Genomic DNA, 23,571 nt, shown 5'->3' with positions numbered 1-23,571 from the left:
ATGACCTCGGAAATGATCGACCCGACCGTCGAAGCGTCGCCGGACGCTCCCGGCCCCGAGACGACGCGCGTCGCCACCCGCCGCCTGTCCAAGTGGACGCTCTACTCGCGTCGCTACGCCCGCAACAAGGGAGCCGTCGCCGGGCTGGTGATCTTCGTGCTCCTCGTGCTCTTCGCCATCATCGGTCCGCTCGTCGCGCGATACGACCACGTCGAGCTCGACTTCCTCGCGCTCAGCCTCGGTCCGTCGTCGGAGCACTGGTTCGGCACGAACAACGCCGGCAACGACCTCTTCGCGCAGGTGGCCGTCGGTCTCCAGCGCTCGCTGATGATCGCACTGACCGTCTCGATCGGTGTGACGATCGTCTCGGCTCTCGTCGGAACCGCGGCTGCGTACTTCGGTGGCTGGACGGAGCGGATCACGCTGCTCATCATCCACTTCATGATGGTGATCCCGTCGTTCCTCATCCTGGCGATGATCTCGAACAAGTCCGGTGGCGACTGGCGCATCATCGCGCTCATCATGATCTTCGTGATCGGCTGGTACTTCCCGGCTCGTGTGATCTGGACCCTCGCGCTCTCCCTGCGCGAGCGCGAGTACATCAGCGCCGCCCGCTACATGGGCGTTCGCGGCTTCACGATCGTGCTGCGGCACCTGCTGCCGAACATCGGCTCGCTCCTCGTGATCAACTTCACCCTCGGCGTCGTCGGCGCCGTCGTCACCGAGACCGGCCTGTCGTTCCTCGGCTTCGGCGTGAAGATCCCCGATGTCTCGCTCGGTGCCCTCATCGGCGCCGGATCGAGCTCGCTCACGACCGCGCCCTGGCTGTTCTACTTCCCGGCAGCAGCACTCACGCTCCTGACCGTGTCGATGGCGCTCGTCGCCGACGGCCTGCGTGATGCACTCGATCCCACCTCTGCGGCTGGAGGCCGAGCATGAGCAACGTACTCTCCGTCCGCGATCTGGCCGTCAGCTTCGCCTCCGAGGCGGGGCGCGTCGATGCCGTCCGCGGCGTCTCGTTCGATCTGGAGGCCGGGAAGACGCTCGGCATCGTCGGCGAGTCGGGCTCCGGCAAGTCGGTCACCTCGCTCGCGATCATGGGGCTTCTCGACGAGAACGCCAAGGTCACCGGCTCGATCATGTACGAGGGCAAAGAGCTGCTCGGCATGACCGACAAGCAGCTCTCCGTGATCCGCGGCAACGGCATGTCGATGGTGTTCCAGGACCCGCTGACCTCGCTGACTCCCGTTTTCACCGTCGGCGACCAGCTCATCGAGGCCCTCACGGTGCACCGGAGCCTCTCGAAGAAGGACGCCTGGAACCGCTCGGTCGAGCTGCTCAAGCTCGTCGGGATCACCGAACCCGAGCGGCGGATGAAGTCGTTCCCGCACGAGTTCTCCGGCGGAATGCGCCAGCGCGTCGTGATCGCGATCGCGATGGCGAACGACCCGAAGCTCATCATCTGCGACGAGCCCACGACAGCACTCGACGTGACGATCCAGGCGCAGATCCTCGATCTGATCGAGAAGGCGCAGCAGGAGACCGGCGCGGCGGTCATCATGATCACCCATGACATGGGTGTCGTCGCCCGCACGGCCGACGACGTCATGGTGATGTACGCCGGGAAGCCCGTCGAACAGGCCCCCGTGCACGAGCTCTTCCACAAGACCCGGATGCCGTACTCGATCGGGCTGCTCGGCGCGATCCCCCGCGTCGACAAGGCGGAGAAGGAGCCGCTGATCCCGATCAGGGGCAATCCGCCGCTGCTGATCAACCTGCCGGACGCCTGCCCGTTCGCCGACCGGTGCCCCATCGTGATGGACGCCTGCCGCACCAGCGAGCCCGAGCTGCTGCCGGTGGCGACCGGTTCCGGTGACCTCCACCGCGCAGCCTGCATCCGCGCGCAGGAGATCGAGGACGGCGGCCTGCTCGGCGGCCTCCCCGTCTTCCCCGTGCGCCCCGTGCCTGAGAGCCCGCTCGCCAAGATTCCGCGCGAGGAGCGCCCGATCACCCTCGAGGTCCGGAACCTCACCAAGACGTTCCCCCTCCTCAAGGGCGCTTTCCTCAAGCGCAAGGTCGGCGAGGTGCACGCGATCAAAGGGATCAGCTTCGACGTCCGCGAGGGCGAGACGATGGCCATCGTCGGCGAGTCCGGCAGCGGCAAGACGACGACACTGCTGCAGATCATGGACATGGTCAAGCAGACCGACGGCGACATCATCATCGCCGGAACCAGCGTCAACGACATCCGCAGCCACAAGGTCGAGCGCGCGCTGCGCCGCGACATCCAGATCGTGTTCCAGGACCCCATGGGGGCCCTCGACCCGCGTATGACGGTCGCCGACATCATCTCGGAGCCGTTGTTCGCCATCGGCACGCCGAAGGACGAGGCACACCGTCGGGTCGATGAGCTGATGGATCTCGTGGGTCTCAACCCGGCGCACAGCGACCGCTTCCCCCAGGCGTTCTCGGGCGGGCAGCGACAGCGCATCGGCATCGCCCGTGCACTGTCGACCAACCCCAAGATCGTCGTGCTGGACGAGCCCGTGTCCGCGCTGGACGTCTCGATCCAGGCGGGCGTGATCAACCTGCTCGACGAGCTCAAGGCGAAGCTGGGCCTGTCGTATCTGTTCGTTGCACATGACCTGTCCGTGGTCCGTCACATCGCCGATCGAGTGGCCGTGATGTACCTCGGCGACTTCGTCGAGCACGGCGACGTCGACGACGTGTTCGAGAACCCGCAGCACCCGTACACGAAGGCGCTTCTGTCGGCCATTCCGGTGCCGGACCCCGACATCGAGCGCACGCGTCAGCGCGTCGTCTTCGATGCCGAGACCATGAGCACGCGCCCCGTACTGGCCTGAGCGCCTGATGGAACCGGATGCCACGGATCACGGGTCACCGTCCGATAACGGTTAGGCGGTATTCACTGTCGGCCGCTGTGGTTCCGCGGAACGCGAACTATTCTTCCCTTTATGAATCGCCGAAAGGCGGAAGGAGCACCATGAAGAACAAGAAGTTGTTGGGGGCCCTCGCGATCAGCGGCGCCCTCGCACTCGCCCTCGCGGGTTGCGCGAGCGGCTCCGGGAACACCGGCGGCGGGGACAACGGCGGCGGCGAAGCGGTCGAGACCAAGGTGGCGGACTACAACCCGCAGCCTCGCGAGAACCTCCAGGAGGGCGGCGAGGTCAACTTCCCGATCAACGAGGTTCCTGAGCAGCTGAACGCGTTCAACAGCGACGCCAGCGCCGACACCTCGCGCCTGTGGTCGTGGTACATGCCGCAGATCCTGCTCGTCTCCCCGGAGGGTGAGGTCACGAAGAACGACGCGTACCTCGACGCCTACGAGATCGGCGAGGAGGGTGGCAACACCACCCTGACCTTCACGTTCACCAAGGAAGCACACTTCAACGACGGCACGGACATGGACTGGACTGCCATCGACGCGACCTGGAAGGCGAACAAGTCGTCCGAAGAGGGCTTCAACCCGAACTCGACCGACGGATACAAGCAGATCGCCTCCGTCGAGCAGGGCGACTCCGCGAAGACCGCTGTGGTCACGTTCGACGGCGAGTACGCCTGGCCGTCGACTCCGTTCCTCACCGGTGGTGTATTGAACCCCGCCATCGCCGACCCGACCGTCTTCAACGAGGGCTTCATCGGCAACATGCACCCGGAGTGGGGTGCGGGGCCGTACACCGTCGACGAGTTCGACGTCAATTCGCAGTTCGTCTCGTTCAAGCCGAACCCCGAGTGGTGGGGCAACGCTCCGCTGCTCGACAAGGTGACGTTCACCGGCATGGAGCCTGACGCATCGCTCAACGCCTTCAAGAACGGCGAGATCGACATGGTCGGCGCCAACACCAACGATCGCCTCAAGCAGGTCCAGGATGTCGAGGACACCGTGGTGCGCCGGGCGCAGCAGACGGCCAAGACGGTTCTGATCGTCGACGCCGACAAGCCGCAGTTCTCCGACCTGAACGTCCGCAAGGCGTTCTTCCTCGGCGTGAACATCGACCAGCAGAAGCAGATCGCCTGGAACGGCCTCGGCTACGAAGAGGAACCGTCCGGTTCGCTGAACCTGTACGGCTTCCAGGACGGCTACAAGGACTCGTTCAAGACCGCCGGTCTGAAGTACGACCCCGACGAGGCCAAGAAGCTTCTCGACGAGGCCGGCTGGACCGAGGGCGAAGACGGCATCCGTGAGAAGGACGGCGAGAAGCTCTCGATCGTCTACCCGATCTTCGGAGAGGACCCCACGACCGAGGCCCTCGCGAAGTCGATCCAGGCGCAGCAGAAGGAGATCGGCATCGACGTCAAGATCGAGGTTCGCGCCTCGGCTGACTTCTCGAACGACTTCACGTCGAAGAACTGGGACATCTTCTCCCTGCGCTTCACCGACTCCGACCCGTTCGGTCCCGCGTACTTCTGCCAGCTCTACTGCTCGGACAGCGGTCTGAACCTGTCGGCGACCGGCACGGCCGAGATCGACAAGCAGATCGCCGACGACGTCGAGTCGCAGACGACTGCCGAGTCCTGGACCGCGGCGTCGATGGAGCTCGAGCCGAAGATCATCGAGGAGACCTGGGGCGTCATCCCGCTCTACAACGGTCCGTCGATCTACGTGGTCAAGAAGGGCCTGGCGAACCTCACGCCGGAGCCCTACGTCGGCCTCGACCTCTTCGGAGTCACCCCGGTCGAGAACGTCGGCTGGGAGAAGTAATTCCCTGACACATCGTGTCGAAGCGGGGTCGGTGGTTCATCCACCGGCCCCGCTTTCCTTATGCTGAACGCGTGAGCGTCCAGATCGTCTTCGTGCACGGCATCCGCACGTCTGCGACGATGTGGCGCTCGCAGCTGGCGTATCTCGACGCGCACGGTTACTCATACACCGCCGTCGACCTTCCCGGCCACGGCGCGCGCATGCAGGAGGACTTCACCCTTCATGAAGCGCTCCATACGATCGATGCCGCCGTGCGCGCGGCCGCGGAGACGGGGCCCGTCCTGCTCGTCGGTCATTCGATGGGCGGACTGCTCTCACTCACGTACGCGGGAGGAGCCCAGACGCCGCCCGTCGCCGGACTGGTCGCGGCCGCCTGCACCTCACTCCCCCGTGGCGCCGGGCTCTCGGCCTACCGACTGCTGTTCCGCGCTGTCGACTCGCTGCCGGATCGCGGGATGTGGATCACCCGTCGCATGCTGGCGGCCACCATCCCCGCCGAGACACGCTCGGACTTCGCCGCGGGCGGCTACGCGCTCGACACGCAGGATGCCGCGCTGCAGAGCCTCGCAACCCTCGATGTCGCCACGGCCGTGGAACGGATCACGATCCCGCTGCGGTTCGTGAACGGCCAGTACGACCAACTGCGGGTGAACGAGCGGCTCTTCCAGCGCCTCGCGCCCCACGCTGAGCTCATCGTGGTGCCTCGGACGACGCATCTCGTGACAGCGATGCGTCCTCGGGTGTTCAATGCCGTGCTGCAGCTCGCAATCGCGACGATCGAGTCTGCCGACCGGTCATGATCGCGCGGGCTGTCGCGCACAGGCGGTGAGCACACCTCCGACGAGCGAGAGCACGGCGGCGGCGACGAACACGAGCCAGAAGCCGCCGACGAGTGCGACCAGTCCCGCGCCCAGCACCGGACCGATCAGCTGTCCCAGCGCCGCGGTGACGTTGACGATGCCGAGGTCGCGCGCGTGATCCTGTTCATCGGGGAGCAGATCGGCCGCGAACGCGAGCCCCACGGTCGAGAAGGCGCCGTACCCGAGACCCATGAGAGCAGCGGCCACCATCGTCATCTCGAAGGTCGGCACCAGCGCGATCGCCACTCCGGATGCCGCCTGCACCACGGTCGCGGCGACGGTGAGCGTGCGCCGGTTCCCGGTGCGATCCGACACGATGCCCGTCAACACGGCCGCGATCACCACGAACACCGTGTAGACGATGATGAGCAGCAGCAGGTTGTCCTGCGCGACGGCACTCTCCTGTCCGAGGCCGTGCAGCAGGAAGAAGAGGAACAGCGCCGTCCCGAGGGCGTTGCCGATGTTCGTGACCAGACGACCGGACAGCATCCAGGCGAAGTCGCGATCGCGCAGGGAGGCGAGGATCTTGCGTCCCTCTCCCTTCGGGCGCATCGCTGCCGTTCCGGGCGGGTCCGGCAGGAGAAGTGCGGCGCCGGTGCCGATCACGGCGATGATGCCGGCGAGGAGGAGGTAGCCGGCGAGGATGCCGAGACCGAGCAGAACGACGAGCCCGACGCCGAGGACGATACCCACGGCTTGGCTCGAGCCGACGGCCGCCGCGGCAGCGCCGCGTTGCGTCGTCGGCAGCTGATCGGCGATCAGCGCGGTGAACGCGGCAGACGAGACCGCGACGCCGATCGAGACACCCACCCACCCGGCTCCGACCGCCCAGGGCCCGCTCGCGAACCCGGTGAGCACGAGGCAGACGACCGTGAGCCAGACTCCCCCGAGCGCCCAGGGACGCCGCCGGTGCCGCCCGGAGGCCGCACGGTCCGAGAGGGCGCCGGCCGCGGGTCCTGCGACGATGCCGGCGAGCCCGCCGATGCCGAGCACGAGCCCCGACGACACGACTCCGCGGATCCAGTCGTCCTCGGGGGTGTCGAGTTGCAACGGCAGGAGCAGCTGCACCGGGGTGAGCTGCACGGTCCAGATGGCGAGCCACGCCAGCGTGAACAGCGACATCCATCGGGCACCGGCCCTGGTGGCAGTGTTCATCGCGTACTCCCCTTCGTGACGACAGCTGGTCGGGTGGCCGCGATGAGATCGCGATACCAGTCGTACGAGGCCTTCGGCGTGCGCCGCCCCGTCTCGAAGTCGACGTGCACGAGGCCGAAGCGCTGGGTGTAGCCGTCGGCCCACTCCCAGTTGTCCAGCAGCGACCAGACCGTGTACTCCTCCACGGGAACACCGGCGTCGATGGCTTCTCCGACCGCGGCGATGTGGCCCGCGAGGTAGCCGATCCGGTCGGTGTCGTCGATGCGACCCGCATGGTCCGGTTCGGGAAACGAGGCGCCGTTCTCGCCGATGATGACCGGGGGGAGGTTCGGATGCCGCGCGTGCAGGTCGATCAGGAGGTCGTGGAGGGCTGACGGCATGATCGGCCATTCCGGCCCGAACCCTGTCACGGGCGCGCCGGGCGTCGGCACGATGTCGAACGGGATCGGGCTCGCGGCATCCGCCGCGGTGACGGTGGTCGGGTTGTAGAAGTTGATGCCGTAGAAGTCGATGGATGCGGCGATCGCGGCGAGGTCGCCGTCCTGCACCGGCATCGGCGGGAGCCCGAACGCCTCCAGGTCGGGATAGGCACCGGCGAGGAGCGGCTCGGTAAACACGCGGTTGTGGAGCGTGTCGTACACCGCTGCGGCCTGCCGATCCTCCGCGGTGTCGTGCCGCGGCAGCACCCAGGTGTGGTTGTTCACGAGACCGACCTGGGCGGCACCGCGATCGCGGAGCACCTGCGAAGCCCGCGCGTGCGCGAGGAGCTGGTGGTGCACTGTCGGCAGCGCGTCGAAGAGGAGCTGTCTGCCTGGAGCGAGTGCCCCGACCGCGTAGCCCTGCAGGGTCGTCATCGCGGGCTCGTTCAGGGTGTACCAGTGCGCGACCCGGTCACCCAGACGGTCGGCCACGACGCCCACGTAGTCAGCGAAGCGTTCAGCCGTATCACGGCTCAGCCAGCCGCCGTCCGCCTCCACGATGCTGGGCATCTCCCAGTGGTAGAGCGTCGGGAACGGGACCACGCCGGCATCCAGAAGGAGGTCGACGAGACGCGAGTAGTGGTCGAGTGCGGCGGAGTTGCCCACTCCCCTGCCCTCCGGCTGCACGCGCGCCCAAGGGAGGGAGAAGCGGTAGCGATCGAGGCCGAGGCCGGCGGCGAGGGCGACGTCGACTTCCGGATGCCGATAGCTGTCGCACGCCGGGTCAGCCGTGGAGCCGTCGACGATCGCTCCGGGTGCTTCGAGGAAGTCATCCCAGATGGATCGACCGCGTCCGTCCGCGTCACGAGAGCCTTCGATCTGGAACGCGGAGGTCGCCGCAGACCAGCGGAATCCTGCGGGCAGAGTCGAGCGAGTGGGAACGGCGGTCATGTGGCTCCTCGACGTCGGTGTCCGGTTAGGGTTGATTCTGCACCCAGTGCCAGCAGATCCGCGACTCAGTGCCGTCACTCCGGGTCGTTTCGCGCGATCGTGTCGTCTGCTGATAGACTCGACTCTTGGCTTGCGTGTGGGTTCTTCCCTCACGACCGCTGTGCAGCAGCCCTCTTCTGCTGCCGGCATCTCCCATCACTCCTGTACAGAAGGTTCCACACGTGGCAAACATCAAGTCGCAGATCAAGCGCAACAAGACCAACGCGAAGGCGAACGAGCGCAACAAGGCCGTCAAGAGCGAGCTCAAGACGCTCATCCGCTCGACCAAGACCGCTGTCGCCGCCGGTGACAAGGCCGCTGCCGAGGCCACGCTGAAGAAGGCCGCCGTCAAGCTCGACAAGGCCGTCAGCAAGGGCGTTCTGCACAAGAACCAGGCATCGAACCGCAAGTCGGCTCTCGCCAAGCAGGTCGGCGCTCTCTGAGCGACAGCATCAGCTTCTGAATCAGCCCGCCTCGATGAGGCGGGCTTTTTCGTTGTCCGAACGCGCGGCTGTCGGTTCCTGCGGCTTTCGGCTCTACGCTCCGAAAGGCTCACGGGTGGCGATCACGGTGATCATGCGCTCGAGAGCGAAGATCGGGTCGCGTGCTGCACCCTTGACCTCGGCGTCGGCGCGGGCGGTCGCCTGGATCGCCATGCCGAGAGACCGCTCGTTCCAGCCGGCGAGGTCGCGGCGGGCACGGTCGACCTGCCAGTCCTTCATGCCGAGACGCTGTGCCAGCTGCCTGCTGGGCTCGCGGTTGCCCGCCACGCGCGCCATGGTGCGCAGCTTCATCGCGAACGCGGCGACCATCGGCACCGGGTCGGCGCCGGAGGAGAGGGCGTGGCGGAGCGCGATCAGCGCCTCGCCGTAGCGGCCCGCGATCGCGGTGTCGGCGACCACGAAGGCAGAGACCTCGACGCGCCCGCCGTAGTACCGGGTGACCACGTCTTCGGTGATGTCGCCCTCGACGTCGCCGATCAGCTGCTGGCATGCGGCCGCGAGTTCGGTGAGGTCATCGGCGAAGGCCGAGACCAGGGCTCGGAGCGCCGGCGGCGCGATGCGCTTCTTCGCCGAGCGGAACTCGCCCGCGGCGAAATCGACACGGTCGCTGTCGCGCTTGATCGCGGGGACGGCGATCTCGATGCCGCCTCCGGTGCCGGCACGGAGTGCGTCGAGGAGCTTCTTTCCGCGGACACTCGCGCCGGTGTGCCGCAGCACGACGGTCGCGCCCTCCTGCGGATGGTCGAGGTACGACACCGCCTCCTGGATGAAGGCATCGGTGCACTTCTCGACACCGGACACGCGCACCAGTCGGGGCTCGCCGAACAGCGACGGCGACGTGAGCGAGAGCAGCGTGCCCGGCTCGTAGTCGTCGGCTCGTACGTCGCTGACCTCGAGAGAGGGATCTTCCGCGCGGAGGTAGTCGCGCACCCCGGCGATCGCGCGCTCAGCACAGATCTCTTCGGGACCGGATACCAGCACGAGCGGGGCCGGATGCGGCTCGCGCCACGACACCTGAGGGATCTTCCCGGCCTTCGCGCCGCCACGGGAAGGGGGACGCGAGGCTGCCATGGATCAAGACTACCGGGGACGTCCGACGCCGAGCCGGTCACGGTGACCTCTCCGTCCAGACCTGCAGCTCTTCCTCACGGATGCCGACCAGGATGCGCCCCTGGGTGTCGGTACGCAGGACATGCGCGCCGGTGGCCGTCAGCAGGTCGAGCGTGTCCTGCCGTGGATGTCCGTAGTCGTTGTCGACGCCCGCGCTGAAGATCGCGATCGTCGGGTCGACACTGTCGTACAGGCCCGGATCCTGGTCCGCGCTGCCGTGATGGGCGACCTTGACCACCGAGTACGTGCCGAGCCGGACACTGCGCAGGAGCATCCGCTGCGGTTCGGCGGAGAGGTCGCCGAGGAACAGCGAGCGCGGCACCTCACCGCCGGCGAAGTCCATCACCACGCTCGCGTCGTTGCCCGCGGGAAAGGCGGAGGAGCTTCTGAGCGGCCAGAGCACCCTCCAGTCGGTGGAGCCCAGCACGCCACGATCACCGGCCTCCGCCGAGCTGAGGCGCGCGCCGCCCGCGACCAGCTCCTGCAGAAGACGCTCGTCGGGCGGCTCGGCGGGTGGACCATGCAGCACCGTGTCGACCCGACCGATCACGGCTGCCGCGCCGCCCACATGGTCGAGGTCGAAGTGGGAGAGGACGAGCAGGTCGATGTGCTCGACGCCGAGCGACCGCAGACAGGCGTCCAGGAGCTCCGGATCCGGTCCGGTGTCGATCAGGGCCACTTCGCCAACCGAGCGCACCAGCACCGCATCGCCCTGGCCGACGTCGCACGCGGCGATGGCCCAGCCGTCGGGCGACGTCGCGGTGGCGAGCGGGCCCGTCAGGAGCACCTGTGCGCCGCCCAGCGAGACGACCACGATCACGACGGCGGAGGCCACCCGCCGCACCGGCGACAGCCACCGAATCGGAGCGTCACCCGACGACGTCCGCAGTCGGAGCAGGATCAGAGCGACCGATCCGCTCACGAGGAGTACCAGCAGGGCGCTTCCGATCCCCGCCGGAAGGATGAGCTCCGCCACCGGAAGCTCGGCGGCCGTCGCGGCCGTCGTCGCGATCCATGCCGCCGGGAGCCAGGCGGAGGCCGTCAGGACATCGGCGAGCGGCGGCAGCGGCGCGGCCAGACACCCCAGCAGCCCGATCACGGTGGCGACGGGAGCCGCCGGTGCGGCGATCAGATTGGCGGCGACCCCGATCAGAGACTGCTGCTCGGCGAACAGGGCGATGATCGGACCACACGCGAGCTGCGCGGCCAGCGGCACGGCGATCGCGAGCGCGACGGGAGCCGGCATCCACCGCGTCAGACCTCTGCTCAGCGGCGGTGCGAGCAGGATCAGCGCTCCGGATGCCACCACCGAGAGAGCGAACCCCGGCGTCGCAGCCAGCCACGGGTCGGCCAGGAGGATGATCACCGCGCACAGTGCCAGCATCCCGGCTCCCGCGCTCGGTCGCCCCAGCAGCACCGTGAGCATCGCCACGCCCGCCATCACCGACGCCCGGATCACGCTCGGCTCCGGCGTGACGAGCACCACGAACCCCGACAGTGCGATCGCGGCCAGTATGACGCGCAGCATCCGCCCTCCTCCGCAGAGAGCTGTCAGCCAGAACACGGCTCCGACGACGATCGCGCAGTTGGCGCCGGAGACCGCCGTCAGATGACTGAGCCCGGTCGTGCGCATGTCGTCGTTCAGCGTCTGCGTCACGGCACGCGTATCTCCCACCGCGAGGCCGGGGAGCAGGCCTGCGCCAGGCTCCGGCAGGCGCGTCGACCGATCGATGAACGCCTGCCGAGCGCCTGCCGCGATGTCGAACACTCCCGCGGCGCGACGCACCACCTCCGCCTCCGTCGAGAAGACGATCAGCGCCGCGCGCTCCCCCGCATCCGTCGCCTGCACCTGACCGACGACGCGTACATCCGCACCGAGATCGAAACCCTCCCCCGGTTCGACACCGATGCGCACGGGCACAGACACCGCGACCGGATCACCACGGATGCCGACGCTCATCGTCTGCGCGTCGAACCAGAGCTTTCCGTCCTGCCCGATCGACGCGGACGACGTCACGGTCGCCGAGACCTCCGCCACGCGCCCCGACCATCCCGCCGCCTCGTCTCGTGCAGGCGATGCCAGCGCGGCCGTCAACGCCGCGGCCGCCATCGCCGCGAACAGCAGCACGCTCAGACCGCCCGCTCCTGCTCGGCGTATCCGAGCACCCTGTCGATGCGCCACGACGACCGCGAGCACGGCCGCGGTCACGCAGGCGATCACCATCCACCAGGACCAACCCGGGACGAACACGCAGATCAGCGCGGCTGCCCACACTCCCCCCGCCATCGGCAGGAGCCGGAGATCGCGGCGTCTCCCTCCGGCTCCGGGATCCTCGGAAGGCGACTCTCGCTGCGGCATCCCGTCACGCTACGAGCGACAGACGACACCACCACGCCGCGAATGCCCCGCCGTGCGGCGACCGTGGAGATCGCGTTCGGCGCGGCATCCGTGCAGAACAGATGCCCACCCGTGCGACGACGTCGATGCTGCTAGTTTCGGCGCTATGGATGCGGTGGAGATCGTCGTCGCCCACAACCAGCGCACGACCTTGCGCGTCGGCGACGTGTTCCTCAAGGTCGACAGCGATCCGTCCCATCACGAGGTGGAGGTCGGAGCCATGGCACTGGCGCCGGTGCCGACCCCGGAGATCCTCTGGATGAGAGCACCCGTACTCGCCCTCGCCGCCCTCCCCGGCAAGGCCCTCGGTGTGCTGGGAGAACCGTCCGAAGCATCGTCGGCGGCGTGGGCCGCGACAGGTGCTGCCGTGCGGAGGCTGCACGATGCGCCGTTGCCGCCGTGGTCCGGGCCTTCCGTGGAGGACAGGGTGGCAGAGCTCGAAACCGAATGCGCCTGGCTGCTGGCCGACGGCGCGCTCCCCGCCGAGATCATCCGGCACAATCGCGAGCTCGCGGAGGGCGCGCTGCGGCCCTGGAAGCCCGTGTTCATCCACGGCGACCTGCAGATCACCCACGTCTTCACCGACGGCGATGACGTCACGGGCATCATCGACTGGTCCGAGGCGGCATCCGGCGACGCCATGTTCGATCTCGCCATCCTGACCCTCGGCCACGAGGAGCGCCTGGAGGATCTGCTCGCGGGCTACGGCGCCGATGCGGACCCGGACGTGATCCGGGCCTGGTGGTCGCTGCGCAGCCTGGTCGCGTCACGATGGCTGCTCGAGCACGGCTTCGATCCGAACACCCCCGGAGCCGAGTTCGATGTGCTCAGGTCTCGCATGCCGAGGGTCTAGGTCGTCTTCACACCCGAACACCGTCGCGAATGCCGGCGAGCAGCTTCTCGCCGATCCCGGGCACGGCGAGCAGGTCGTCGACCGACGCGAAGCGACCGTTCTCCTCCCGCCACGCGATGATCCGCTCGGCCAGCGCCGGTCCGATGCGCGGCAGTGTCTCGAGGGCGGCCTGGTCAGCCGAGTTGAGATCGACCCGATCATCTCCCGGCGGCGCCGCTCCCGTCGCGTCGGATGCCGCGCCCAGCGTCGGCACGACGATCTGCTCGCCGTCGGCGAGGATGCGCGCCAGGTTCACCGCCGCCAGATCGGCGTCATCGGTCGTTCCCCCCGCGGCCGCGACGGCATCGACGAGGCGCGCATCGAGATCGAGCACGTACAGCCCGGGACGCTCCACCGCGCCGAGGACGTGCACGTAGAGGTCGCCCGACGCCTCCGACGCGCGGCTGTCGCCGGTCAGGGGCACCGACGACGTGGGTTCCGCCTGGCCTCGCATGATGCCGAGCCCGACCGCCGCCGACAGCACCACGAGGGCCAGCACCACCCCGGCGCCGATGCTCAGCCGCAGCCGACGTCGCGGCGGCGCGGGAGGAGGAGGCTCTGCAGGCATTCCGCAACGTTAGGCGTCGCGGCGCACTCCGGCGGGCCCCGAAGCCACCACTCGGGGACAACCCGTCAGGATCGCCCCCGGTGGAGGAGTCTCTGCCTCAGCGCGTGACGACTCATCCCTTGACGACGAAGCTGACGATCTTCGGTGCGCGCACGACGACCTTGACGATCTCGCGGTCGCCGATCGATCGGATCACGCGCTCGTCACCCCGCGCGAGCGCCTCGAGCTCGGCCTCGCCGATGCGCGCCGACACCTCGAGCTGGGCGCGCACCTTGCCGCCCACCTGCACGACGGCGGTGATCGTGTCTTCCACGAGCAGCGCCGGATCGGCAGAACGCCAGGTCACCAGGCCGACCGACGGCTCGTGGCCGAGGATCTCCCACATCTCCTCCGCGGTGTGCGGGGCGATGAGGTCGAGCATCACGGCGATCGTCTCGGCCGCCTCGCGCACGGCGGGGTCGGTGGCACCGCCCGCACCGTCGATGGTCTTGCGCGTGATGTTGACGAGCTCCATCAGGCGAGCGACCAGCACGTTGAACTTGGTCTGCTCGACCAGGGCCGGAGCCTCGGCGAGCAGCTTGTGGGTCGCGCGTCGCAGACCCGCGTTGCCGGTGGCGAACACCACGTCGACCGGGCTGTCCACCTCACCGGCGATGCGGAGAGCGCGGGCCAGGAACTTCTGGGCGCCGGTCGTCGAGACGTCGGCCCAGTCCTTGTCGTCCTCCACGGGCCCGGCGAACGCCAGGCCCACGCGCAGAGCGTCGGCGCCGTAGGCGTCGAGCTCCTCCTCGAAGAGCACCAGGTTGCCTTTGCTCTTCGACATCTTCGCGCCGTCGAGCAGGACCATGCCCTGGTTGATCAGGTTGGAGAACGGCTCGGTGAAGTCGATCAGCCCCATGTCGAACAGCACCTTGGTGATGAAGCGCGCGTAGAGCAGGTGCAGGATCGCGTGCTCGACACCGCCGATGTACGAGTCGACCGGAGCCCAGCGTGCGGCCTGGGCCGGGTCGAACGCGACGGTGTCGCTGTTCGGCGACAGGAAGCGCAGGAAGTACCACGAGCTGTCGACGAAGGTGTCCATCGTGTCGGGGTCGCGCAGCACCGGATCGCCGGTCTCGGGATCGACGGTCTGCACCCAGCTCTCGGCCGCGCCGAGCGGCGACGAGCCCTTCGGCTTCAGGTCGAGGCCCTCGATGCTCGGCAGCTTCACGGGCAGCTGCTCCTCGGGTACCGGGATGATCCGGCCATCCTCCGCGTGCAGCATCGGGATCGGCGTGCCCCAGAAACGCTGTCGGGAGATCAGCCAGTCGCGCAGCCGGTAGTTCTTCGCGGCCCGGCCGGTACCGGACGACTCCAGCTGCTCGATCGCACGGGCGATCGCGTTGCGCTTGGACAGGCCGTTCAGCGGCCCCGAGTTGATCATCCGGCCTTCGCCGGTCAGGGCGATACCGGTGGACGACGGGTTCTGCTCGTCGAGGGCGGCACCGGTGTCGATCGGCACGCCCTCTTCGTCGACCTCGATGACGGGCATGGCACCCGTGACAGGAGCGGTGGTGTCGACGACGACCTTGACCGGCAGGTCGAAGGCGCGGGCGAAGTCCAGGTCGCGCTGGTCGTGCGCGGGCACGGCCATGACCGCGCCGTGGCCGTAGTCGGCCAGCACGTAGTCCGCCGCCCAGACGGGCAGCTTCTCGCCGTTGACGGGGTTGATCGCGTAGCGCTCCAGGAACACACCGGTCTTCGGGCGGTCCGTGGACTGCCGATCGATGTCGGTCTCCTTCTGCACCTGCTCCAGGTAGGTGCGGAAGCGCTCCTGCACCTCCGCGGGGGCACCGGCGACGAGCTCGGAGGCCAGGTCGGAGTCCGGTGCCACGACGAAGAACGTCGCACCGTGCAGCGTGTCGGGGCGCGTCGAGAACACGGTCACCGGCTCATCGCGGCCCTCGATGCGGAAGTCGACATCGGCGCCGACCGAGCGGCCGATCCAGTTGCGCTGCATCTGCAGCACCTTGTGCGGCCAGAACCCCTCGAGCTGGTTCAGGTCGTCGAGCAGCCGGTCGGCGTAGTCGGTGATCTTGAAGTACCACTGGGTCAGCTTCTTCTTGACGACCTCGTAGCCGCAGCGTTCGCAGCGGCCGTCGATGACCTGCTCGTTCGCGAGCACGGTCTGGTCGTTCGGGCACCAGTTCACGGCGCTCTTCTTGCGGTAGGCCAGGCCCCGCTCGTGCAGCTTCAGGAACAGCCACTGGTTCCAGCGGTAGTACTCCGGGTCGGAGGTGTGCAGCACGCGCGACCAGTCGAACGAGACTCCGTACGACTGGAACGCCGCCTTCTGCTGGGCGATGTTCGTGTAGGTCCACTCGCGAGGGTCGGCGCCCTGGCGGATCGCGGCGTTCTCGGCGGGAAGGCCGAACGAGTCCCACCCGATCGGGTTCAGCACGTTGTGCCCGCGGTGGCGCCAGAAACGGGCCACGATGTCGGAATAGAGGTAGTTCTCGGCGTGCCCCATGTGCAGATCGCCGGAGGGGTACGGGAACATCGCCAGGACGTAGCGCCGCGGGCGCTTGTCGTCATCGCCGCCCGTGAGGAAGGTCTCGTTCTCCGCCCAGTACTTCTGCCACTTGCTCTGAATGGCGTGCGCCGACGGGGTCCCCTCGTCGGCGGGACCGAAGGACAGGTTCTCAGACAACGAACGCACGACCAATCTGCAGGGAAAAACGGGATCAGTTCAGGATATCGGAACGCCAGAGCGCGGGCATTTCCGCTCCGAGCGCCGCGAGCGGTGCGCGGGCTTTGGTGGCCACCTCGGCGACCTCGTCAGCAGCGACCGATCCCCACGTGATCCCGCCGCCAGCGCCGACCACGGCGGCGTCTTCATCGATCATGATGCTGCGGATGACCATCGCCAGATCCACCGCGCCGTCGACCCCGACGTACCCGAAGCATCCCGCGTAGACGCCGCGCGGGCCACCCTCGAGCCGGTGCAGCTGCGTCATGGCGGACAGCTTCGGCGCACCGGTCATGCTCCCCGCGGGGAACGTCGCCTCGAGCAGAGCGCCGACGGTCGTGCCCTCCGCTGCCGTGCCGCTGACGGTGCTGACGAGCTGGTGCACGGCCGGATAGCTCTCCACGACCCACAGCCCGTCGACGCGGATCGATCCGGGAACGCACACCCGCGACAGGTCGTTGCGCATCAGATCGACGATCATCACGTTCTCGGCGCGCTCCTTGAGGTTCACCGCGAGCTCCTCGGCGAGAGCCGCATCCGTCTGGGGATCCGCACTCCGCGGCCGCGTGCCCTTGATCGGGCGTGAGCGGATGACACCTCCCCCGGCGTGCAGGAACTGCTCGGGACTCGCGCTCAGCAGTGCTCGCCCTCCGATGCGGACGAAGCCGCCGTGATGCGCGGGCGTGGCTGCCCGGAGGCGCTCGTAGACGGCGACGGCGTCGTGCGCGCCCGGAACGGTGAATCGCGTCGTGAGGCACAGCTGGTAGGCGATGCCGGCGCGGATCAGCTCCCGGCAGCGTTCGATGAGCGTCGCGTACTCGGCGGGCTCGTGCCGCGCTTCGGCGATCCGATCTCCGCCGTCGGCCCGGTCCGCAGATTGGGTCGACGGAGAAGCGGATGCCGTGGCCACGGCGTCCGCCCAGTGCTCGGCGTCGTCATCCGCACTGAGCGTCCACGTCCGCCCGGCCGCGTGGTCGAACGCGACGACACGGGTCGCCCACAGCCACGAGGGCGCGGCGGGATCGGCGTCGTCCGACACCGGAGCGCCGGCCGCCGCTGCTCCGGTCTCGTAGTCGCGCCACCCGATCCAACCTCCCTGAAACGGCGGCAGTGCGCCGTCGCCGGGAGAGACGTCCAGACGCACGTCCTCGCCGAGCTCGGCAGGCTGCCCGACGCCGACGAAGCTCCACCCCTCTGTCGCCGCCGCCCCGGCATCGAGCCAGAAGACGTCCGCGGCCTCCGCTTGCAGCATCCTGAACACGCTCGCCGGCTCCACCCAGCGAGGCAGCTCTCGGGGACTCAGGCGTTCGCGCACCTTTCCAGCCTAGGACCGGGGTGCTCCCGTATCCTCAAGGAGTGGAGGACTTCGTACCGTGGCTGATCGACTTCATGCGGTCGATCGACCCGATCGCCCGCACGCTCATCGCGGGTCTCGCCGTCCTGCTCGAGACGAGCGTCCTGATCGGCCTCGTCGTTCCGGGTGACACCGTCGTTCTCGTCGCGTCCATCGGCATCACCAGTCCGGCGCAGGCCGTGGCCATGATCGTCGCCGTCCTGGTCGGCGCCCTGATCGGCGAGAGCATCGGGTTCGTGCTCGGACGCTGGATCGGTCCGTACATCCGGGCATCCTGGGTGGGGCGTCGCGTCGGCGAGGCGAACTGGGTGCGGGCCGAGCGCTATCTCGCCCGCCGCGGCGGGATCGCCATCTTCCTGTCGCGCTTTCTCCCTGTGCTCCACTCGCTCGTGCCGCTCACGGTCGGGATGAGCCACTTCTCCTACCGCCGCTTCCTCGCGTGGACGGCGCCCGCCTGCCTGCTGTGGGCCACGGCGTACGTGAGCATCACGTCGCTCGCTGCCGGGAGCTTCGATGAGCTCGCCGACAAGGTCCACTACGCCGGGTACATCTTCGTGGGCATCATCGCCCTCTTCCTCGTCGTGGTCTTCGTCGGCAAGAAGCTGCTGCATCGTCTGGAATCGCGTCACCTGGAGGCGGAAGACGCGGACACGGACGCCGACGTGAAAGACTGAGCCAATGGCTTCCGCACCCCCGGCGCCCCGGATCCACTGGTTCGCGCGTCTCGAGCACCGCATCCACGTCTGGCGTGAGGGGCGTGCGCGACGCCGCGGGCGAATCGCGACGATCCTCCCGTTCCCCGGATACGGCGGTCCCGGCTGGGTGCGCGTCGTCGGCAGGGTGCTGATCGTCCCACCGCTGCGCAAGACGCGCGACGGCGAGCCCGCGAGTGTGCGCGGATGGCGCAGCTTCGTCGGCATCCCGGTGAGCTTCGCCGCCGTGACCGTGCACTTCGGGGACTCGACCCATCAGGTGGTCGCCGACCGCGGCGGCGTGGTCGACACGGTCATCCACGTCGATCTCGAACCGGGATGGCAGACGTTCACGATCTCCGTCGAGGGCCAGGAACCTGTCGAGGCGCGCGCCTTCATCGTCGCGAAGGACACGACGTTCGGCGTGGTGTCGGATGTCGATGACACCGTGATGGTCACCGCACTCCCCCGGCCGTTCATCGCCTTCTGGAACTCCTTCGTCCTCGACGAGCACGCCCGCCTCCCCGTTCCGGGCATGGCGGTGCTCCTCGATCAGCTGTTGCGGCAGCATCCGGGCGCCCCGATGGTGTACCTGTCGACGGGCGCGTGGAACGTCGCACCGACGCTCTGGCGCTTCCTCAGCCGTCATCTGTTCCCGGCGGGCTCGATGCTCCTCACCGACTGGGGCCCCACGCACGACCGCTGGTTCCGCAGCGGACGCGAGCACAAGCTCACCAACCTGCGCCGTCTCGCGACGGAATTCCCGCACGTGACGTGGCTGCTGATCGGCGATGACGGTCAGCACGACGAGTCGATCTACACGCAGTTCATGGAGGAGCACCCCGAATCCGTCGCCGGCGTCGCGATCCGCCGCCTGCTCCCCGCCGAAGCCGTGCTGGCCGGTGGTCGCGCGGAGTCCGAGCCGCACGCCGCCGACTCGGCTCCCTGGGTCAGTGCCGAAGACGGCGCGGGGCTCCGCGACCAGCTCGGCGAGGCCGGCATCCTGAACTGACATGTCTCTCGCACGCGAGGAGTGGATGGAGCGCGAGACGGCGCACCAGCAGCGGGCCGACGCCCTCACGTCCGAGCATCGCGCCCGGTCGGCGCGGGGCGAGAAGCATCCGGTCTGGGATTTCCTCTTCACCTACTACGCCTACAAGCCCGCGCAGCTGCGGCGCTGGCATCCGGGAGCGGGCGTCGAACTCGCCGATGCCGCGGACCGCGCCTCGTGGCGCTGGTACTCCCCCGGTTCGTCCGACGACGCCGTGGTTCCTGACGCCGCGGCCTTCCGCCGAGAGAAATCCGAGCTTGCCGGCCTCATCGAGCGGATGCTGCGCCGCACGGCATCGCGCCCCGGGCAGTTCGGCTGCTTCGGGCTGCACGAGTGGGCGATGGTGTACCGCGCCGACGAGCACCGGCATCCGGTCCCGCTGCGGCTCGGGCAGGCCGGCACCGACGCGGTCGTCGAGGGGCACGACCTGCGCTGCACGCACTTCGACGCCTTCCGCTTCTTCACACCGGAGGCCGTGCCACGGAACCGTACGCCCCTGTCGCGCGAGGAGCAGCCGCTGTTCGAGCAACCGGGCTGCCTGCACGCGGGCATGGATCTGTACAAGTGGGCGATGAAGCTCGGGCCTCTCGTGCCCGGTGAGCTGCTGCTCGACACGTTCGAGCTCGCGCGCGACATCCGCCTGCTCGACATGCAGGCGGCGCCGTACGATCTCTCCGCCTGGGACGTCGTTCCCGTGCCGATCGAGACCGCCGACGGCAAGAGCGAGTACGTCCGGCGGCAGCGCGGCTTCGCGGAGCGGGGAACAGCATTGCGCTCGGCCCTGCTGTCCGCATGGCTCGGCGACGGCGCGCGCGCAGCCGCCTGACCCTCGAGCCCGCCTGAGTCTCAGCCCGCCGGTTCGCAGTCCGGGCAGACGGCCCACTGCGCGGTCGCCGCCGAGGATTCCAGCCGCAGGGCCATCACGCGCGTCGCAGCCTCCGTCAGGCGCTCGGACGGAAGGGTGCCGGCATCGACCGCGGCAGCGATGCCCGCAGCCATCTGCCCAGCCGTCCCGGCGTCGGACCCGGCGATCATCAGCACGAGGTCATTGCCCGCGGCCACCGCCGCGACTCCGTTCGCCACGGGATCGGCATACGCCGGGTCGCCGGATGACAGCAGCATGCCGAGGTCATCCGTCACCGCGACTCCCTGGAAGCCCAGCTCGTCGCGTGCGATCTGGTGCCATGCCGCAGACAGCGAGGCAGGGGCCGGATCGACGGCCGTGTACGACAGGTGACCGAACATCAGCAGGGAGGCTCCGGCGTCGATCCCGGCCGCGAACGGGACGGCCTCGGTCGCGCGCCACTCCTCCAGGCCCATCCCGGTGCTCGGGATCGCGCTGTGCGAATCACCGGGGGCGGCCCCGTGCCCCGGGAAGTGCTTGAGCGTGGAGCCGAGGAACTGCTCCTGCGCCGCGGTCGCCGCGGTCACCCGTTCCGCCGCGCTCGTCGGATCGGTGCCGAGCGCGCGTCCGTAGATGAAGGAGCGCGAGTCCGCGGTGAAGTCGGCGACGGTTCCGAAGTTGACCGAGATCCCGGCGCGGGCGACCAGTGACGCCCGAGCGGCGAAGGCGGCCGATGCGTCGTCGACCGACCGCTCCTTGAGCGAGGTCGACGCCGCGAAGTCGTCACCGTTCAGGCGCGAGACGATGCCGCCCTCCTGGTCGACGGCGATCAGGGGTGGAAGCGCGGGATCGACGGTGAGCGCGGAGGTGACGGCCTGCAGCTCGGCCTCGGTCGCCGGGATGTTGGCCCCCATGAGGATGAATCCGCCGAGTCCGGACTCCATGTAGGACCGGAGGGCGGCCGCATCCGTCCCCGCCACGTGTCCCATCACGATGCTCGCCGCCTGCTGCGCCACCGTCATCTGCGCGACGAGCTCGGCGGCACGGTCGTTCGTGCCGGGCTGCACGGCGGATGCGGCGGGCGTCGTGCTCGGCAGCGACACAGCGGATGCCGCGGGGCCCGCCCACAGCGTCGCGATCGCGACCACGGCGAGAGCGCTGGCCGCCCGAACACGGATTCGACGCATTCCGGATTCCTTCCTGCCGCCTCGGCTCGGCAGACCCCTCAGCAGGCGAGCGCCTCGGCGATGGGAAGCGCACCCTGATCACTGCCGTTGCCGAAGCGGAGGGTGCGCCCGATCGTGCAGGGCTCCGCGAGCGACGCGGCGATCACGGCCGCGACGTCGGCACGCGACACCTCACCACGACCGTCGGGGTCGAGCTGGATCTTCCCGCTGGGCTCGTCGAGGGTGAGCGTCCCCGGCGCGAGGATCGTGCCCTCGAGCCCGGTGCCGCGCAGGTGCTCGTCGGCCGACCACTTGGCATCGGCGTAGGCGAAGAAGGAGTCGTCCTCCGGAACGCCGTGATCGGCCGTCGACCCAATCCAGGAGACCATCACGTAACGGCGCACGCCGGCGCGTTCGGCGGCATCCATCGTGCGCTCGGCCGCATCGCGATCGACCGCGTAGGTGCGCTGCGGGTCTCCCCCGCCGGCACCGGCGGACCAGACCACCGCATCATGGCCGCGGATGATCTCGGCGAGGGCCTCGACGTCGAGCGTCTCGATGTCGGCCACGAGCGCACGAGCGCCGCCGGCCTCCACTTCTGCGGTGTGGTCGGGGTTGCGGATGACCCCGGTGATCTCGTCGCCCCTCTCGGCGAGCAGCGGGGCGAGGAGCAGGGCGATGCGGCCGTGGCCGCCGAACACGATGATGCGCGACATGTCCTCACCCTACGCGCCGTCGCCGACGTCAGCGCGGTGTCTGCGAGCTGTCGATCACGAACGCCTGCGGATGCGAAGCGAGGTAGCGCACGACCACCGGCTCACCGGTCGGAATGTACGCGTCGCGATCCGGGTACACGGCCGGGCTGAAGAAGTTGCTCTCGAGCGTGTACTCGACTCCCTCGGCGGTCGTGAACGTCACCCAGTCGCCGTCCATCGTCGCCGTCGTCGGACGGCCGTTGTCGTAGATGTAGGCGCGCGTCACCGGCACCCCCGTCAGACCGAGGATCCCGATCACCAGCGACCCCAGCATGACGAACGCGAGGATGCGGAAGACGATCCGCAGGATGCGACCGCTGACCTGGCCGCGCGGACGCTCCTCCGGACGCAGCAGCCCCTCCCGTTCGCGGATGGCGCGGAGCGCTCCGCCCGGCGCGGCGCCGCGCACCGACATCGCGAAGAGGCCGAGGATCGAGAATCCGGCGATGAAGACCATCGCGTAGCCATGCGCCGCAGGGAAGTTCAGCAGCCAGATGAGGGTGTCCATGGGGTTCATCGTCCGGCCTCCTTCTCGATCGTGACCGCGACCGTCTGCGGATCCTCCCGCCGGTAGAACGCCCAGATGGGCGCACCGACCTGCAGGTGCGAGATCGCCTGGGGATACACGAAGACGGTCGTGTCGGCCTCCCAGGTGGCGGCACCCTCCGGAGCCATGAGCACCCGCAGGGCGAGCTCGCTCTGCCCCTCTCTGCGGCGACCGGTGGGTCGGACCTCGAGCACGGATGCCGGGACCTGCGTGCCGGTCGTGCGTGCCCGCACCTGGCTCGGGTCGACGAGACCGCGATCGATGCGCCACTGCAGGAGGGCATCGCGGACCGCGGGGTCATGGGGGTCGGCCAGTTCGACCGTGTCCTGATCGGTCGCGCTGTATCGCACGGCGAGCGGCTGACCGATCTGGAGGGCGGAGAAGTCGCTCGCATCCACCAGCATCCGCAGCTGCCCGATGAATTCGTCTCCGGTCGTCGGTGTGACGCGGATGAACAGGTCGTACTGCGGCACGTCGTTCACCGTGAGCCCGGTGCGCGAGATCTCGACGATGGTGCCGACGCCGATCTGCACCTCGCCCCGGGGCTTCCTGCGTCGCCCGAGCCCGAGGAACATCCCGCCGAAGGTCAGCAGCAGGCCCCAGGCGACGCCGATGAAGATCGGCCCGCCGAGCGTGTCCTCGCCGGAGAACGGCAGGATCGACTGGCGCTGGTTCACGCCAAAGAGCCCCTCGCCCACCCAGATGACGAGCCAGACCGAGAGCAGCAGCCAGACGACCGCGAACACGATGCGAAGCATGCCCTCAGCGTAGCGACGGGGTGCACGCCCTATCGAACACAGGTTCCCGCTCTTCGAG

Annotated in this window: 20 protein-coding genes; 9 read left to right on the top strand and 11 right to left on the bottom strand. The window is 68.8% G+C overall.

Going from position 1 to position 23,571, the window contains the following annotated elements:
* The 4 genes from LC452_RS18750 to LC452_RS18735 all read left to right on the top strand — a co-directional run bounded on the left by LC452_RS18750 (position 1) and on the right by LC452_RS18735 (position 5,523).
* Positions 1-939 carry an ABC transporter permease gene (locus LC452_RS18750; protein WP_223628099.1) on the top strand — a complete coding sequence of 313 codons (939 nt, stop codon included), beginning with the start codon at positions 1-3 and terminating at the stop codon, positions 937-939.
* The gene (locus LC452_RS18745) at positions 936-2,864 is read left to right on the top strand and encodes an ABC transporter ATP-binding protein (RefSeq protein WP_223628096.1); all 1,929 of its coding nucleotides are present in this window, start codon (positions 936-938) and stop codon (positions 2,862-2,864) included. Before LC452_RS18750 ends, LC452_RS18745 begins: the two co-directional genes overlap by 4 nt.
* A gap of 140 nt (positions 2,865-3,004) precedes the next feature.
* Positions 3,005-4,723 (top strand): ABC transporter family substrate-binding protein, encoded by a 1,719-nt coding sequence (locus LC452_RS18740; RefSeq protein ID WP_223628094.1) that lies wholly within the window; start codon positions 3,005-3,007, stop codon positions 4,721-4,723.
* Positions 4,724-4,794: 71 nt separating this feature from the next.
* Complete coding sequence (locus LC452_RS18735) at positions 4,795-5,523, top strand: alpha/beta fold hydrolase (protein ID WP_223628092.1); 729 nt, start codon at positions 4,795-4,797, stop codon at positions 5,521-5,523.
* Here LC452_RS18735 and LC452_RS18730 read toward each other — a convergent pair.
* Both LC452_RS18730 and LC452_RS18725 read right to left on the bottom strand, forming a co-directional pair.
* Positions 5,518-6,738, bottom strand: coding sequence for an MFS transporter (locus tag LC452_RS18730; RefSeq protein WP_223628090.1), 1,221 nt, complete (start codon positions 6,736-6,738; stop codon positions 5,518-5,520). The two genes, LC452_RS18735 and LC452_RS18730, sit on opposite strands and share 6 nt — an antisense overlap.
* Positions 6,735-8,108 carry a GH1 family beta-glucosidase gene (locus LC452_RS18725; RefSeq protein WP_223628088.1) on the bottom strand — a complete coding sequence of 458 codons (1,374 nt, stop codon included), beginning with the start codon at positions 8,106-8,108 and terminating at the stop codon, positions 6,735-6,737. The genes LC452_RS18730 and LC452_RS18725 overlap by 4 nt, the downstream gene beginning before the upstream one ends.
* A 221-nt stretch (positions 8,109-8,329) precedes the next feature.
* Here LC452_RS18725 and rpsT point away from each other — a divergent pair, with 221 nt between their 5' ends.
* Positions 8,330-8,590, top strand: a complete 261-nt coding sequence (gene rpsT / locus LC452_RS18720; RefSeq protein WP_223628086.1) for a 30S ribosomal protein S20 — start codon at positions 8,330-8,332, stop codon at positions 8,588-8,590.
* A gap of 93 nt (positions 8,591-8,683) precedes the next feature.
* Here rpsT and holA read toward each other — a convergent pair whose 3' ends face one another.
* Entirely contained in the window at positions 8,684-9,721 is a 1,038-nt protein-coding gene (gene holA, locus LC452_RS18715; RefSeq protein WP_136056424.1) for a DNA polymerase III subunit delta, read from the bottom strand.
* 37 nt (positions 9,722-9,758) lie between these two features.
* The gene (locus LC452_RS18710; protein WP_223628084.1) at positions 9,759-12,119 is read right to left on the bottom strand and encodes a ComEC/Rec2 family competence protein; all 2,361 of its coding nucleotides are present in this window, start codon (positions 12,117-12,119) and stop codon (positions 9,759-9,761) included.
* Between the two features lie 145 nt (positions 12,120-12,264).
* Here LC452_RS18710 and LC452_RS18705 point away from each other — a divergent pair, with 145 nt between their 5' ends.
* Positions 12,265-13,011 carry a phosphotransferase family protein gene (locus tag LC452_RS18705; protein ID WP_223628082.1) on the top strand — a complete coding sequence of 249 codons (747 nt, stop codon included), beginning with the start codon at positions 12,265-12,267 and terminating at the stop codon, positions 13,009-13,011.
* Between the two features lie 7 nt (positions 13,012-13,018).
* On the opposite strand, the gene LC452_RS18700 is transcribed toward LC452_RS18705, so the two are convergent.
* The 3 genes from LC452_RS18700 to LC452_RS18690 form a co-directional block, all read right to left on the bottom strand.
* Positions 13,019-13,618: a ComEA family DNA-binding protein gene (locus LC452_RS18700; RefSeq protein WP_223628080.1), complete on the bottom strand. Its 600-nt coding sequence runs from the start codon at positions 13,616-13,618 to the stop codon at positions 13,019-13,021.
* 112 nt (positions 13,619-13,730) lie between these two features.
* A complete protein-coding gene (leuS, locus tag LC452_RS18695; RefSeq protein ID WP_223628195.1) occupies positions 13,731-16,307 on the bottom strand; it encodes a leucine--tRNA ligase in 2,577 nt (858 codons plus the stop codon).
* A gap of 34 nt (positions 16,308-16,341) precedes the next feature.
* Positions 16,342-17,661, bottom strand: coding sequence for an anthranilate synthase component I family protein (locus LC452_RS18690; RefSeq protein ID WP_223628078.1), 1,320 nt, complete (start codon positions 17,659-17,661; stop codon positions 16,342-16,344).
* Positions 17,662-17,702: 41 nt separating this feature from the next.
* Between LC452_RS18690 and LC452_RS18685 the strand changes: the two genes are divergently transcribed.
* Genes LC452_RS18685 through LC452_RS18675 form a run of 3 tightly spaced genes read left to right on the top strand, consistent with a single transcriptional unit; the run spans position 17,703 to position 20,269 of the window.
* Positions 17,703-18,374, top strand: a complete 672-nt coding sequence (locus LC452_RS18685) for a DedA family protein (protein WP_223628076.1) — start codon at positions 17,703-17,705, stop codon at positions 18,372-18,374.
* 4 nt (positions 18,375-18,378) lie between these two features.
* Positions 18,379-19,404: an App1 family protein gene (locus LC452_RS18680; protein ID WP_223628074.1), complete on the top strand. Its 1,026-nt coding sequence runs from the start codon at positions 18,379-18,381 to the stop codon at positions 19,402-19,404.
* 1 nt (position 19,405) lies between these two features.
* The gene (locus LC452_RS18675; protein WP_223628072.1) at positions 19,406-20,269 is read left to right on the top strand and encodes a 3-methyladenine DNA glycosylase; all 864 of its coding nucleotides are present in this window, start codon (positions 19,406-19,408) and stop codon (positions 20,267-20,269) included.
* Between the two features lie 20 nt (positions 20,270-20,289).
* Here the strand turns inward: LC452_RS18675 and LC452_RS18670 are convergent, their stop codons facing one another.
* From LC452_RS18670 to LC452_RS18655, 4 genes are read right to left on the bottom strand one after another with little or no spacing between them, the layout of a single operon-like run.
* Positions 20,290-21,474: a glycoside hydrolase family 3 N-terminal domain-containing protein gene (locus tag LC452_RS18670; RefSeq protein WP_223628070.1), complete on the bottom strand. Its 1,185-nt coding sequence runs from the start codon at positions 21,472-21,474 to the stop codon at positions 20,290-20,292.
* A gap of 38 nt (positions 21,475-21,512) precedes the next feature.
* The gene (locus LC452_RS18665) at positions 21,513-22,169 is read right to left on the bottom strand and encodes an SDR family oxidoreductase (RefSeq protein ID WP_223628068.1); all 657 of its coding nucleotides are present in this window, start codon (positions 22,167-22,169) and stop codon (positions 21,513-21,515) included.
* Positions 22,170-22,197: 28 nt separating this feature from the next.
* A complete protein-coding gene (locus tag LC452_RS18660) occupies positions 22,198-22,725 on the bottom strand; it encodes a hypothetical protein (RefSeq protein WP_223628066.1) in 528 nt (175 codons plus the stop codon).
* A complete protein-coding gene (locus LC452_RS18655; protein WP_223628064.1) occupies positions 22,722-23,513 on the bottom strand; it encodes a hypothetical protein in 792 nt (263 codons plus the stop codon). The genes LC452_RS18660 and LC452_RS18655 overlap by 4 nt, the downstream gene beginning before the upstream one ends.
* Positions 23,514-23,571 lie beyond the last annotated feature (58 nt).

It is taken from the genome of Microbacterium sp. EST19A (assembly GCF_019969685.1).
Taxonomy (GTDB): Bacteria; Actinomycetota; Actinomycetes; order Actinomycetales; family Microbacteriaceae; genus Microbacterium.
This window is presented reverse-complemented; position numbering and strand designations above follow the sequence as displayed.

What these genes read in the sequence shown, in the direction of transcription:
- LC452_RS18655 (WP_223628064.1), bottom strand. Translation starts at nt 23,513, where the DNA reads ATGCTTCGCATCGTGTTCGCGGTCGTCTGGCTGCTGCTCTCGGTCTGG.
- LC452_RS18680 (WP_223628074.1), top strand. Translation starts at nt 18,379, where the DNA reads ATGGCTTCCGCACCCCCGGCGCCCCGGATCCACTGGTTCGCGCGTCTC.
- LC452_RS18740 (WP_223628094.1), top strand. Translation starts at nt 3,005, where the DNA reads ATGAAGAACAAGAAGTTGTTGGGGGCCCTCGCGATCAGCGGCGCCCTC.
- LC452_RS18705 (WP_223628082.1), top strand. Translation starts at nt 12,265, where the DNA reads ATGGATGCGGTGGAGATCGTCGTCGCCCACAACCAGCGCACGACCTTG.
- LC452_RS18675 (WP_223628072.1), top strand. Translation starts at nt 19,406, where the DNA reads ATGTCTCTCGCACGCGAGGAGTGGATGGAGCGCGAGACGGCGCACCAG.
- LC452_RS18665 (WP_223628068.1), bottom strand. Translation starts at nt 22,169, where the DNA reads ATGTCGCGCATCATCGTGTTCGGCGGCCACGGCCGCATCGCCCTGCTC.
- LC452_RS18660 (WP_223628066.1), bottom strand. Translation starts at nt 22,725, where the DNA reads ATGAACCCCATGGACACCCTCATCTGGCTGCTGAACTTCCCTGCGGCG.
- holA (WP_136056424.1), bottom strand. Translation starts at nt 9,721, where the DNA reads ATGGCAGCCTCGCGTCCCCCTTCCCGTGGCGGCGCGAAGGCCGGGAAG.
- LC452_RS18700 (WP_223628080.1), bottom strand. Translation starts at nt 13,618, where the DNA reads ATGCCTGCAGAGCCTCCTCCTCCCGCGCCGCCGCGACGTCGGCTGCGG.
- LC452_RS18710 (WP_223628084.1), bottom strand. Translation starts at nt 12,119, where the DNA reads ATGCCGCAGCGAGAGTCGCCTTCCGAGGATCCCGGAGCCGGAGGGAGA.
- LC452_RS18670 (WP_223628070.1), bottom strand. Translation starts at nt 21,474, where the DNA reads ATGCGTCGAATCCGTGTTCGGGCGGCCAGCGCTCTCGCCGTGGTCGCG.
- LC452_RS18730 (WP_223628090.1), bottom strand. Translation starts at nt 6,738, where the DNA reads ATGAACACTGCCACCAGGGCCGGTGCCCGATGGATGTCGCTGTTCACG.
- LC452_RS18750 (WP_223628099.1), top strand. Translation starts at nt 1, where the DNA reads ATGACCTCGGAAATGATCGACCCGACCGTCGAAGCGTCGCCGGACGCT.
- LC452_RS18725 (WP_223628088.1), bottom strand. Translation starts at nt 8,108, where the DNA reads ATGACCGCCGTTCCCACTCGCTCGACTCTGCCCGCAGGATTCCGCTGG.
- LC452_RS18745 (WP_223628096.1), top strand. Translation starts at nt 936, where the DNA reads ATGAGCAACGTACTCTCCGTCCGCGATCTGGCCGTCAGCTTCGCCTCC.